13 protein-coding genes are annotated in these 12201 nt (G+C 70.5%); 4 read left to right on the top strand and 9 right to left on the bottom strand.

Features of this window, described 5'->3' with window-relative positions; translation table 11 throughout:
• Window positions 1-281: 281 nt before the first annotated feature.
• The 5 genes from ABFX55_RS12515 to ABFX55_RS12495 form a co-directional block, all read right to left on the bottom strand.
• A complete protein-coding gene (locus tag ABFX55_RS12515; RefSeq protein WP_346120607.1) occupies window positions 282-1790 on the bottom strand; it encodes a sodium:solute symporter family transporter in 1509 nt (502 codons plus the stop codon).
• Window positions 1787-2077: a hypothetical protein gene (locus ABFX55_RS12510; protein ID WP_346120605.1), complete on the bottom strand. Its 291-nt coding sequence runs from the start codon at window positions 2075-2077 to the stop codon at window positions 1787-1789. Before ABFX55_RS12510 ends, ABFX55_RS12515 begins: the two co-directional genes overlap by 4 nt.
• On the bottom strand, window positions 2074-2811 hold the full coding sequence (locus tag ABFX55_RS12505; RefSeq protein ID WP_346120604.1) for a LytR/AlgR family response regulator transcription factor: 738 nt from the start codon (window positions 2809-2811) through the stop codon (window positions 2074-2076). Before ABFX55_RS12505 ends, ABFX55_RS12510 begins: the two co-directional genes overlap by 4 nt.
• Window positions 2812-2876: 65 nt before the next feature.
• A complete protein-coding gene (locus tag ABFX55_RS12500) occupies window positions 2877-4013 on the bottom strand; it encodes a sensor histidine kinase (protein ID WP_346120602.1) in 1137 nt (378 codons plus the stop codon).
• Window positions 4014-4057: 44 nt separating this feature from the next.
• On the bottom strand, window positions 4058-4681 hold the full coding sequence (locus tag ABFX55_RS12495) for a molybdopterin-dependent oxidoreductase (protein ID WP_183658866.1): 624 nt from the start codon (window positions 4679-4681) through the stop codon (window positions 4058-4060).
• A gap of 224 nt (window positions 4682-4905) precedes the next feature.
• On the opposite strand from ABFX55_RS12495, the gene aroF reads away from it, so the two are divergent.
• Together aroF and ABFX55_RS12485 are read left to right on the top strand one after the other, a co-directional pair.
• Window positions 4906-5940 carry a 3-deoxy-7-phosphoheptulonate synthase gene (aroF, locus tag ABFX55_RS12490; RefSeq protein ID WP_346120599.1) on the top strand — a complete coding sequence of 345 codons (1035 nt, stop codon included), beginning with the start codon at window positions 4906-4908 and terminating at the stop codon, window positions 5938-5940.
• 115 nt (window positions 5941-6055) lie between these two features.
• Entirely contained in the window at window positions 6056-6343 is a 288-nt protein-coding gene (locus tag ABFX55_RS12485; protein ID WP_183658862.1) for a YiaA/YiaB family inner membrane protein, read from the top strand.
• A gap of 25 nt (window positions 6344-6368) precedes the next feature.
• On the opposite strand, the gene thiI is transcribed toward ABFX55_RS12485, so the two are convergent.
• A complete protein-coding gene (gene thiI / locus ABFX55_RS12480; protein ID WP_346120597.1) occupies window positions 6369-7565 on the bottom strand; it encodes a tRNA uracil 4-sulfurtransferase ThiI in 1197 nt (398 codons plus the stop codon).
• 63 nt (window positions 7566-7628) lie between these two features.
• Complete coding sequence (locus tag ABFX55_RS12475) at window positions 7629-8297, bottom strand: response regulator (protein ID WP_346120595.1); 669 nt, start codon at window positions 8295-8297, stop codon at window positions 7629-7631.
• Window positions 8298-8349: 52 nt separating this feature from the next.
• On the opposite strand from ABFX55_RS12475, the gene ABFX55_RS12470 reads away from it, so the two are divergent.
• Window positions 8350-8871 carry a hypothetical protein gene (locus ABFX55_RS12470; protein WP_346120593.1) on the top strand — a complete coding sequence of 174 codons (522 nt, stop codon included), beginning with the start codon at window positions 8350-8352 and terminating at the stop codon, window positions 8869-8871.
• On the opposite strand, the gene macS is transcribed toward ABFX55_RS12470, so the two are convergent.
• Window positions 8822-9997, bottom strand: a complete 1176-nt coding sequence (macS, locus tag ABFX55_RS12465; protein WP_346120591.1) for a MacS family sensor histidine kinase — start codon at window positions 9995-9997, stop codon at window positions 8822-8824. The genes ABFX55_RS12470 and macS overlap by 50 nt on opposite strands.
• Before the next feature lie 114 nt (window positions 9998-10111).
• Here macS and ABFX55_RS12460 point away from each other — a divergent pair, with 114 nt between their 5' ends.
• Window positions 10112-10939 (top strand): MHYT domain-containing protein, encoded by an 828-nt coding sequence (locus ABFX55_RS12460; protein ID WP_346120589.1) that lies wholly within the window; start codon window positions 10112-10114, stop codon window positions 10937-10939.
• 124 nt (window positions 10940-11063) lie between these two features.
• Here ABFX55_RS12460 and ABFX55_RS12455 read toward each other — a convergent pair whose 3' ends face one another.
• Window positions 11064-12089 carry a 6-phosphofructokinase gene (locus ABFX55_RS12455; protein ID WP_183658853.1) on the bottom strand — a complete coding sequence of 342 codons (1026 nt, stop codon included), beginning with the start codon at window positions 12087-12089 and terminating at the stop codon, window positions 11064-11066.
• Window positions 12090-12201 lie beyond the last annotated feature (112 nt).

The following is a 12201-nucleotide window of genomic DNA, read 5'->3' as shown; positions in this document are numbered from 1 at the left end:
GCCGGATCGCGGTCCAGCTCGCGGCCACAGCGGGCGCCCCTTCACGTCGTCGGTGGGCGGGCCCTACCCCCCGGTAAAGGGCCCGACCACCGTTTCGGTGACCAGATGGTCACCGGAGGATCCGCGCATCAGGCCTGTGAGCCTGGCGGCTCGTCCCCCCCGATGCGACGGAGTGGCTCTCCGATGCGGAAACACTACGGTTGCGATCTTGGACGTGAAACCCCGTTGACGAACAGCTCGCCGAACGGTCAGTAGTCATCGCTATACGGAGCGTGTTCAACCTATGAGCGGTCGTCCACGGGCGACGAGCGGTCTTCCGAGGGGCTCGCGAGATCGTCGGGCAGGTGCATCATGGCCATCATCCGATCCACCTTCAAGGGCACCCGACCTGGCGTGAGCAGAGAAATCACCACCATCACCGCGAAGGAGAGCGGGACGGCGAACGGGGCGGGATACTGCGACACGACCCCCACCTTCACGCCCACCAGGTCGCCCGCGACGAGCGCGACCGTCAGGCCGCCTCCCACGGCGAAGCCGGCCGCGACGCCCGCCGAGGTGAGCCGGCGCCACCAGATGCCGAGCAGCAGCAGCGGGCAGAAGGTGGCCGCCGACAGGCTGAAGCCGAGCAGCACCAGCAGCACGGAGCTGCCCGCCGTGGTGAGCGAGGTCAACGTCAGTGCCGCCCCCGCCGTCCCCGCGACGGCGATCCTGAAGGCCCCCACGCTCGGCCGCGTCACGCAGGCCGACACCGCGCCTCCGACGGCCGCCAGCACCCCGCAGGAGGTCGCGAGGAAGGCGGCGAAGGCCCCGGCGGCCAGCAGCCCCGTCAGCGCGTCGCCGACAGGGCCCGGCAGCATCTTGCCCGGCAGCAGGAGCACGACCTGGTCCGCGTGGGCGCCGGGCGCGTGCACGCGGCCCAGGATCCCGTACAGCGGCGGCAGCAGGAAGAACAGGCCGAGCAGGACCTGACTGGCCACGATCGAGTGGCGCGCGCTGCGCCCGTCGGGGTTGGTGTAGACGCGCACGACGATGTGCGGCAGCCCCATCGTGCCGAGCGCGCACGCCAGCAGCACGGTCAGCACGCCGGGCAGCGACGGGTCGCCCGCCCCAGCGAGGCTGCCGCCCGTGGCGGGCGCGGCGGCCCCCGCCACCTCCGGCGGCCCCCCGACGGCCCCGTAGCGCCACGTGTACCACAGCACCAGCCCGACCCCGGCGAAGACGATGAGCTTGAGCCAGTACTGCACCGCCTGCACGCTCGTCACGCTGCACATGCCGCCGGCGAGGGCGACCACCACGGAGACCAGCGACACGGTCAGCCAGCCGGTCCACGGCGGCAGCCCGGTGAGCAGGTGGAGCACCACCCCCGCCGCGTGCAGCTGCGAGACGAGGTAGAGCAGCCCGATCGCCAGGACGTGGCAGGTGGCGTAGCGCCGCAGGGCGGCCGAGCCGAGCCTCCACTGGGCGAAGTCGGGCAGCGTGTAGGTGCCCGAGCGGCGCAGCGGCGCCACCACCAGCGCCAGGATCACGACATATCCGGCGGCCGATCCCACCGGATACCACAGCATCGGCGCGCCGTGCGTGGCGATCAACCCCGCCAGGCCCAGGCAGGCCGCGGCCGAGGTGAACTCCGAGCTGATCGCCGCCCCGTTCCACCACGGCCGCACCGCCCTGGCCGCCACGTAGAACTCGGCCACCGTGACGTATCGGCGGGGCCTGACCGTGCCGACCGTCACGGCGAGGATGATCACGAAGGCGATACCCGCGGCCGACGCGCCGACGGTGGCGTTCACGGCCGGCGTTCCGCGCGTTCCGCCCGTCTCAGCTGGACCACGGCCAGCGCCACCCACACCGGCTGGAGCGCCAGCGTCACCCAGAGCCAGTCGCCGGGCGCGGTCAGCAGCGGCAGCCCCACGAGCAGGGCCACCACCATCGCGACCGTGGACAGCGCGATCCTGGCCTGCCTGGCCATGAGTTTTCGGGTCTCGTCGGCGCCGTCGGCGTCGTCGAGGCCCAACGCCCTGGCCGCCCGGTGGACGGCGACGGGCCTCCTGGTCACCACCACCCGCCTGCCGTTCACGCGAGCGCCTTGAACTGGCGCACCAGCTGCTCCCTTACCTGTCTGGTGTGGCGGCGGCTGACCGGCAGCGTCTCGGTGCCGACGGTGAGCAGCACCCTGCCGCCGTCGAAGCGCAGCTCGCTGACGTGGCGGGCGGAGACCAGCGTGCTGCGGTGCACGCGGATGAAGCCCGCGCTCGACCAGCGCCGCTCCAGCGCGGCCAGCGACATGCGCACGAGGTAGCTGCCGTCGACGGTGTGCAGGCGGACGTAGTCGCCCTTGGCCTCGGCGAACCAGACCGCCTGCTGCGGCACGAACCTGGTGACCCCGCCCAGCTCCACCGGGATGACGTCGTCGGGGCCCTGCTCGCCCGCCGGCGTGGCCACGGCGCTGAGCCTGCGCACCGCCTCGGCCAGCCGTTCGGCGCGCACCGGCTTGAGAAGGTAGTCGACCGCCTGGAGGTCGAAGGCCTGCACCGCGCAGTCGTCGTGCGCGGTCACGAACACCAGCTTCGGCGGGCTGGGAAAGCCGCCGATCAGCCTGGCCAGGTCGAGGCCGTCGAGACCTGGCATGCGGATGTCGAGGAAGACGCCGTCGAGGCGCTCTCCCGCTCCGATCATCTGGACCATGTCCTGCAGGGCCGAGACACCGTCGGAGGCGGTCGCCACGTGCTCGACCCTGGTGTCCTGGCGGAGCAGGTAGGCCAGCTCCTCCAAGGCGGGCACCTCGTCGTCGACAGCCAGAACGCGTAGCATCCCCCTACGCTGCCTCATGACGCCCCAGGTCACAAGCGACACGCCAGCAGACAGTAAAGATTTGACTACAAAGAGCTATGGCGGGCCTTCGGGACGCGGAGCCGCACCTTGGTGCCCGCGCCCACCGCCGTCTCGACCACCAGGCCGTAGGCCTCGCCGTAGATCTGGCGCATCCTGACGTCCACGTTGGCCAGCCCGATGCCGTTGCCCTGGTTGCGCGGGTCGTCGTCGAGCACCTGGCGCGCCCGCTCGGGCTCCATGCCCATGCCGTCGTCCTCCACCGAGATGTGCGCCTCGGGGCCGGCGTCGCGGACCACCACCCTGACCTCGCCCTTGCCGTCGTGACCGCGCATGCCGTGCTTGATGGCGTTCTCCACCAGCGGCTGCAGGCACAGGAACGGCACGGGCACCGGCAGCACCTCGGGCGCGACCTGCACGCTGAAGCGCAGCCTGTCGCCGAAGCGGGCCCTCTCGAGCAGCAGGTAGCGGTCGACACAGGTGAGCTCGTCGGCCAGGGTGGTGAAGTCGCGGGCCTTGCGCAGCGCGTAGCGGGAGAAGTCGGCGAAGTCGAGGATCAGCTCGCGCGCCCTGTCGGGGTCGGTCCTGACGAACGAGGCGATCGTGGTGAGCGCGTTGTAGACGAAGTGCGGCGAGATCTGCGCGCGCAGCGCCCGCATCTCCGCCTCCATGGCCCGCTTCCTCGAGGAGTCGAGCTCGGCCAGCTCCAGCTGCCCCGACACCCATCTGGCCACCTCGGTGACCGTGCGCACCAGCGCGGCGCTCAGCTCCTCGTCGTAGGCGGCGAGCGCGCCGACCACCGTGCCCTCGACGGTCAGCGGCACCACCACCGCGCCGTACGGCTCGCCGGCGAACACGTGCGGGCGGCCGGAGGCCAAGGCGGCGCGCGCGTGCGTCAGCACCTCGTCGGTGCAGGCGCCGTCCCACGCCAGCGCCGCGTCGGTGGAGGTGATCGCCAGCGCCGAGGTGCCGAGCAGGGCGCGCAGATGCCGTACGGCCCTGCGCGCCGACTCCTTCGTCAGCCCCGCGCGCAGGGACGGCGCCGCCATCGCCGCGATGTGCAGGGTCGTGAAGGTGGCCTCGTCCTTCCAGCCACCCTCGGGTAGCGCGGGACGCCGTCTGGCCAGGACGAACCCTGCGGCGAACGCCACAGCGGCCAGCACCACGCAGGCGGTGGTCGACATGCGCGCAACGGTAGCCAATAACGCGCCGTGTCCGGGCGGGAACGCTAAGGTGGCCCCTCGCCTGGCTCCTCCTGGTAGGAGTAGCGCTGTTCCCTCCACGGATCGGCCACGTTGTGGTAGCCGCGCTCCTCCCAGAAGCCCCGCCTGTCCTCCACCAGGTACTCCACCGCGCGCACCCACTTGACGCTCTTCCACGCGTACAGGTGCGGGACCACGATGCGCAGCGGGAAGCCGCGCTCGGGCGAGAGGGGCTTCTCGTCCAGGTCCGTGGCGAACAGGGTCTCGGGGGCCGAGAAGTCCGACATCCTGATGTTGGCGCTGTAGCCGTACTCGGCCCAGATCATCACGTGGCCGACCCCGTCCGCTGGCGGGGCGGCGGCCATGAGGGCCTGCGCGCTCACCCCCGCCCACTCGTTCCCCATGAGGGAGAACTTCGTGACGCAGTGGAAGTCGGCGATGACCGACGTCCTCGGCAGGCCGCCGAAGTCGGGCCAGGTGAAGCGGTGCTCCTCACCCGAGGCCGTCGCGCCGAAGACGCGGAAGTCCCAGGTGTCCTGCTTGAAGCGCGGAACCCTGCCGTAGTGGATGACGGGTCGGCCGCGTGGAACGTACTGGCCTGGGGGCAGGCGCGACTCCTCCACGATCACTCCCTCGCCGACGGTGTTCATGACCATCCTCCCATCACCCCCACGGCGGCCGGGACCCGGTGCCCGGTTGCCGCGCCTCAGGCATGCGCTACTATTGGCGCACTATGCACATCACGTTCCTGTTTTGGTATGGCGACGGACCCGGTCGGACCGTTCGCCATCTGGTGATGCGCTAGCACACACAGGCGAATCGAAGGCCCCGGGTCCACTGGACCCGGGGCCTTCGTCATTTTCAAGGAGAGAACATGGTCATCGTGATGGGCCCCGAGGCGACGCAGGGCGACATCGAGGCGATCGTCGGCCTCGTGCAGGCGGCAGGGGTGGAGGCGTTCGTCAGCCGTGGCGTGCAGCGCACGATCGTCGGGCTGGTGGGCGATGTGACCCAGCTCAGCGCCGTCAATCTGCGCGGGATGGGCGGGGTGCGCGATGTCATGCGCATAACCGCCCCCTACAAGCTTGTGAGCAGGGAGAACCACCCCGATCGCTCGACGGTGCACGTCGGCGGGGTGCCGATCGGTCCCGACACCGTGACGCTGATCGCGGGGCCGTGCGCGGTGGAGACCCCGCAGCAGACGCTGGAGGCGGCCCAGATGGCCAAGGCGGCGGGCGCGACGCTGCTGCGCGGTGGCGCCTACAAGCCGCGCACCTCGCCGTACGCGTTCCAGGGTCTCGGCGAGGCGGGCCTGCGCATCCTGGCCGACGTGCGCGAGGAGACAGGGCTGCCGATCGTGACCGAGGTCGTGGACGCCCACGACGTGGACCTGGTCGCCTCCTACGCCGACATGCTCCAGGTCGGCACCCGCAACGCGCAGAACTTCGCGCTGCTGCAGGCGGTGGGCGCCGCGGGCAAGCCGGTCATGCTCAAGCGCGGCATGAACGCCACCATCGAGGAGTGGCTGATGGCGGCCGAGTACATCGCCCAGCGCGGCAACCTCGACATCGTGCTGTGCGAGCGCGGCATCCGCACCTTCGAGACCGCCACCCGCAACACGCTCGACGTGTCGGCCGTGCCGGTCGCCCAGCGCCTGTCGCACCTGCCGGTCATCATCGACCCGTCCCACTCGGGCGGCCGCCGCGACCTGGTGCTGCCGCTGACCCGCGCGGCCATCGCGGTCGGCGCCGACGGCGTGATCATCGATGTCCACCCGCACCCCGAGCAGGCGCTCTGCGACGGTCCCCAGGCGCTGGTGAACGGTGACCTGCGGGAGCTCGCCAAGATCATGCACACCTTCCCGCAGCTGATGGGCAAGGGCGTGGTCGGCGACGCGCTGACGGTCTGACCCCTTGGGCCATGGGCTGGTACGGCCGGCGTGTCACGAACCCGCCTGCCGTACTCACGAGTAACTAAGTATTTCTCCGCATGTGTCGGAGTTCGTGGCGATCCATCATCAAGCCATGAACAAACCGATCCAGCCCACCCAGACAGCCGCCTTCTACATCCAGTCGATCCTGTCCTTCGGCCTGTCCCTGTCCGCCGTGGCGATCGGGGTCGCCTACCTGCCGGTCTCCGGCTGGATCAGGGCCTTCCTCACCGTCGGCGTCCTGTACGTGGTCACCTCGGCGTTCACGCTGGCCAAGGTGGTGCGCGACCGCCAGGAGTTCAGCGCGGTCACCACCCGTGTCGACCAGGCCAGGCTGGACAAGCTCCTGGCCGAGCACGACCCCTTCAAGGTCGACGCCTGATCCGCGCGCCGCGGCGCGCGGAGAGCTAGAGCGTGTACTCCTGGATGGAGTCGGCCAGCTGGACCGCCAGCTCCTCGGCGTCGAGGCGCTTCTCGATCAGCTTGAGGTCCTCGATCTTGGCCCTGGTCTCGGCCCGCTTGGGCGCGAGCAGCGTGCAGCAGTCCTCGTCGGGCAGCTCGGAGATCTCCAGCGTGCCGATGCGCCGCGCCTCGGCCATGATCTCCGTCTTGTCCCAGCCGATCAGCGGGCGCAGGATCGGCAGCTCGACCGCGTGGTCCTGGGCGGTGATGTTCTGCAGCGTCTGCGAGGAGACCTGCCCGAGCGCGTCGCCGGTGATGAGCGCGCCCGCCCTGATGCGATGGGCGACCTCCTCGGCCGTCTTCAGCATCAGGCGCCGCTGCGCGATCACCGCGAGCCGGTCCTGGCCGGAGTTCCTGATCGACTGCTGGGCCTTGCCGAACGGCACGACCCACAGCCGCGACCTGCCCTGGAAGCGGTCGAGCCTGCGCACGAGGGCGTAGGCCTTGTAGATCGACTCGGAGGTCGTGAAGGGGATGCCGGAGAAGTGCAGGAAGTCGACGTGGAGACCCCTGCGCATCATCCGGTAGGCGGCCACGGGCGAGTCGATGCCGCCTGACATCAGCACCAGCGCCCTGCCGCTGCTGCCGACCGGCAGCCCGCCCTGGCCCGGCAGGCCGTCGGTGAAGACGAACACCTCGTCGCGGTCGACCTCGACGAAGACGGTCAGCTCGGGACGCTTCAGGTTGACCGGCAGGCCGTAGACGTCGTTGATGTGACCGCCGACCAGGCGGTCGAGCTCGTTGGACTTCAGCGGGAAGCGCTTGTCACGACGGCGGGAGCGCACCGCGAAGGTGGCGCCGCGCTTGACCTCGTCGCGGTCCTTGATCAGCTCGATGGCGGCCTTGACCACGGTGTCGGGGTCCTTGGCCACCCGCCACGCGCGGTGGATCCAGACCAGGCCTGGCACGTCGGTCACCCGCTGGGCGACCTGGTCGGCCATCTCGACACCGGTGCCCGCGGGCAGGAAGATCGCGATCACGCCGTGGCGCTGCCGTACGTCGATCTTGAGGTCGAAGTCCTTCAGGGCGGCGCGGATGTTGCCGACGAGCCTGCGCTCGAACAGCTCGCGGTTCTTGCCTTTCAGGACGATCTCGCCCAGCTTGAGCAGAACGCATGGCTCGCCCAGGGCGGACATCGTCATGGCGGGAACCTCCGGAGGGATGCGGGAACGCGGCGCTGTCTGCAACGCCGCGACCCACCGAGTTTAGTCCGCTCCCGCGCCCGAAAACCCCGCGCGGGGTGGGTCGTCGTCCAGGCCCTGTTCGATGGCGTAGCGGACGAGTTCGACCCGGTTGTGCAGCTGCAGCTTGTTCAGCGTGTTCTGGACGTGGTTCTGCACCGTCCGATGGCTGAGCACGAGCCGGTCGGCGATCTGCCGGTACGACAGCCCCTTGGCCACCAGCCGCAGCACCTCCGTCTCCCTGTCGGTCAGCCGCGGCCCCTCGGGCTGCGCCGCGGGCCTGGCCGCCAGCCTGCGGTACTCCCCCAGCACCAGCCCGGCGAGACCGGGCGTGAAGACCGCGTCGCCCGAGGCGGTGCGCGCCACCGCGTCGAGGAACTCCTCCCTGCTGGCCGACTTCACCAGGTAGCCCGACGCCCCGGCCTTCACCGCCTCCAGCACGTCCTCCTGCTCGGCGCTCGCCGAGAGCACGAGGATCTTGGCGCCGCCGAGCCCCCTGGCCACCTCGGCCCCCGACAGGTCGGGCAGCTGGAGGTCGAGGACGACCACGTCGGGCCTGACCGCCTCCGCCACCCGCAGGGCCTGCCGTCCCTCTCCGACGGCGGCGACCACCTCGTAGCCGGCCTCGGTCAGGTCCCTCGCCACCCCGTCGCGCCACATCGGGTGGTCGTCGACCACCATCACCCGCACCATGCCGCAACTCTAAGCACAGTCACCCGCAAGTACGGCAGGGCAGACTCGCCCCGTGCCCGACCTCCTCGACGCCCTTCCGCCCTCCCCTCGCGGCGCCCCGCCCGGCACGACAGGCAGGGTCATCCTCGTCCTGCTCTGGCTCGGCCTGTGCGCGGCGACGGTTCCCGCCGCCATGACCGACCTCAGGCTCGCGACCGGCGCCATCGGTGTTCCCGGCACGCTCACCGTCGTCTCCTGCGCCGACCTCGGCAGCGGGCGTTACGACTGCAGGGGCCGTTTCGTCCCCGACTCGGGCGACCCCGCCCTTCCGGTGGCCGCCTCGCCCGACTCCAGGGCGGGTCAGGTCTTCCGCGCGCAGCTCGTTCCCGGTGGCGAGCGCGCGGTCAGGACGGGCAGGGACGGCCTGCTGGTCGCGCTGCTGCTGCCCGCGACGGGACTGACAGGCATCGCCTTCCTGCCCTATGTGATCGTCTACTGGCTGGGATGGCGCCGCCGCCGGCTCGCCGTGCTCGGGGGGTGCGTGGTCACGCTGGCCGGTCTCGTTCTGATGGCCCTGGGCTTCGCCGCCCTCTGACAGCTCTCTCGACAGGCGCGGGCGGAGGGGCGGAGGGGACGGTGATCTCGACCTCGGTGCCCTCGCCGGGCGAGGAGATGATCGACACGCGGCCGCCCAGGTCCGCCACCCTGCCCTCGATCGACTGCGCCACGCCGAGCCGTCCCTCCGCGCGGGCCCGCTCCAGCCGTCCCTCCTCGATCCCCTCGCCCTCGTCGCGCACGCTCACCGTCACCTCGCCCTCCCCCTCCTCCGCGAAGACCCACGCCCTCGCCTCCGGCCCGCAGTGCGCCCGCACGTTGTCCAGCGCCGCCCGCACGGCCGCCGCCACCTCCTCGGCCACGCAGCCGGGCAGGACGATGGGGGTGGCGGGGGTGGAGACCGTGACCTGGGCGGAGCCGTGCCTCATGAGCAGCGCCCGCAGATCGGCCGAGCCCGTGGGCGCGGGGCGGACGGCGAGCAGCTCGCGCAGCGCCGCCTCCTGCTGCCCCGCGAGCCTGCCGAGCTCGGCCGCCTCGCCGCCGATCTCCTGTCCTCGCCGCTGCACCAGCGCCAGCACCTGCAGCACCGAGTCGTGGATGCCGCGCGCCAGCCGCTCCCTCTCGCGCTGGGCGGCCTCCATCTCGGCGGCGCGCTGCATACGCTCCTCCGCCTGCTTGGCCAGGCGCGCCACGTGGCCGACGACGATGCCCGCCATGAACAGCAGCACCGCGCCGTTGAGGAGGATGGGCGAGTCTGGCCCGTTCGCGCGCACCCAGAGGTCGGCTCCCGCGACGATGGCGGCCGCGACCGCGCCCAGGCGGCGCCCGCCGTACACCGCCCAGGCCAGCACGGGGCTCGCGACCCAGATCGCGGGCACCGGCATGCTGCCCACCTGGCCCTGGAACTGGCCCTGCACGTACGGCGTGGCCAGCAGGCACGCGAGAGCCACCAGCATGTCGATCACCAGCAGCGGCCTGCCGCGCAGCGCCCTGACGGAGTAGGCGAAGGTCGAGGCGGCCGTCCAGAGCGCCATGACAGCGATGACGACCCAGCCCGTCAAGGGCTCGGCGAAGCCCTCGTGCTGGGCCATCAGAACGGCCGCGTACACGAGCGAGGCGACCCTGAAGACGGCGATCGCCCGCCAGAACGGTCCCTCGATTGTCATGAGCATTTCTCGCGTTTCCGACACGCCAGTTGACAGATAGTGATGCTATCCATGCAAATTGGACGTTCCGCCTGTCACAATCCGGTAGATCCCTATGGCAAGGAATCTCACAACATGTCCGCTGTTAATCATTTCACCCAGGGCCCACTCACGCCGATCCTCGCGTACGTGATGTCGGCGATCGGGTCAATGCTCGGACTGCGGCTCACGGCCCAGGCCAACGCCTCGACAGGCTCTTCGCGTGCCCGCTGGCTCGTCGCCGCCGCCATCTCCATCGGCGGCACCGGCATCTGGGTGATGCACTTCATCGCCATGATGGGCTTCGACGTGGAGGGCACGCAGATCAGATATGACGTGCCGCTCACCGTGGCCTCCGCGCTCGTGGCCATCGTGGTCGTCGGCGCCGGTCTGTTCCTCGTCTCCTACGGCCGGGCCAGAGTGCTCTCGCTGCTGGGCGGCGGCCTGCTGACCGGCCTCGGCGTGGCAGGCATGCACTACATGGGCATGTACGCCATGAACATGTCCGCGCACGTCTCCTACGATCCGCTGATCGTGGGCGCCTCCGTCGCCATCGCGGTCGTCGCGGCGACGGTGGCGCTGTGGTTCACGGTGCAGGTCAAGCGTCCGCTCGCCATCACGGGCGCGGCGCTGATCATGGGTGTGGCCGTCTGCGGCATGCACTACACCGGCATGTTCGCGATGATGGTGCAGGTCCACCCCGAGCCCGGGCACGTGGGCGGCGCCGACGCGCTGTCGTTCCTGGTGCCGCTGATGACCGTGGTCAGCCTCATCACGCTGACCATGCTGCTGATGGTCATCCTGTCGCCGTCGGAGCAGGAGCTCCAGGAGGACGCCGAGCTGATGGCCCGCCTGGAGATGCGCCGTCAGGCCGCTGCCCACGCCCAGACCCTGCGCTCGCCCGGCCCCTACTCCCGCACATGACCTCTAAGGCACGGCCCGCACGCTTCTAGCGGGCCGTGACAGACGCGGCGGCGGGCCGTACCTGGAAGGATGGAGCGCAGAACCGCTCTGCCCCTCAAGGTACGGCCCGCCGCTCGCCAACCGACTAACCGAAGAAGACCTCGGCCTCCTCGTAGCGTTCGACCGGCACGGTCTTCAGCTCGGAGGTGGCCTCGTCGAGCCCGACGCGCACGATGTCGGTGCCGCGCAGCGCCACCATCGTCCCGAAGTCGCCCGCGTGGACGGCGTCGATCGCCTGCAGCCCGAACCTGGTGGCCAGGACCCTGTCGAACGCGGTGGGCGTGCCGCCGCGCTGGATGTGGCCGAGCACGGTCGTGCGGGCCTCCTTGCCCGTGCGCTTCTCGATCTCCTTGGCCAGCACCTCGCCGATGCCGCCGAGCCGTACGTGGCCGAAGGAGTCGAGCTCGCCAGCCTGCAGCGCCATCTGCCCCTCGACCGGGTGCGCGCCCTCGGCGACCACGATGATCGGCGAGTAGCGGGTGCGGAAGCGCGACTCGACGTACTCGCAGACCCTGTCGATGTCGAAGGGCTTCTCGGGGATGAGGATGACGTTCGCGCCCCCCGCCATGCCCGCGTGCAGCGCGATCCAGCCCGCGTGCCGCCCCATGACCTCGCAGATGAGCGCGCGGTGATGGGACTCGGCCGTGGTGTGCAGCCTGTCGATCGCCTCGGTGGCGATGTTGACCGCCGTGTCGAAGCCGAAGGTGTAGTCGGTGCCCGACAGGTCGTTGTCGATGGTCTTGGGCACGCCGACCACCTTGACCCCGCGATCGAACAGCTGACGGGCGACGCCGAGGGTGTCCTCGCCGCCGATCGCGATCAGCGCGTCGACCCCGCCTGCGGCCAGATTGTCCTTGATACGGTCGACGCCACCTTCAATCTTGATGGGGTTGGTGCGGGACGAGCCGAGGATCGTGCCGCCACGCGGCAGGATGCCCCGTACGGCCTGGATGTCCAGCGGCATCGTGTCGCCCTCGAGGGGGCCACGCCAGCCATCCTTGAATCCGACGAACTCATGCCCGTAGACGCTGACACCCTTGCGGACAACAGCCCTGATCACAGCGTTGAGACCGGGGCAGTCTCCGCCTCCGGTGAGCACTCCAATACGCATGGCGGGTTCCTCCCGATGGGATTCACGACCAAACTAATGGGGCGGTGCGATCGGCGCATCGCCGACGCAACGCATTGTGCCCCTTGGCACGACAATGGTCTAGACCAAAAGG

The sequence above is a fragment of the Nonomuraea roseola genome (genome assembly GCF_039535395.1).
Taxonomy (GTDB): Bacteria; Actinomycetota; Actinomycetes; order Streptosporangiales; family Streptosporangiaceae; genus Nonomuraea; species Nonomuraea roseola.
The sequence above is the reverse complement of the archived record's forward strand: the minus strand, read 5'-3'. Positions and strand labels throughout refer to the sequence as shown.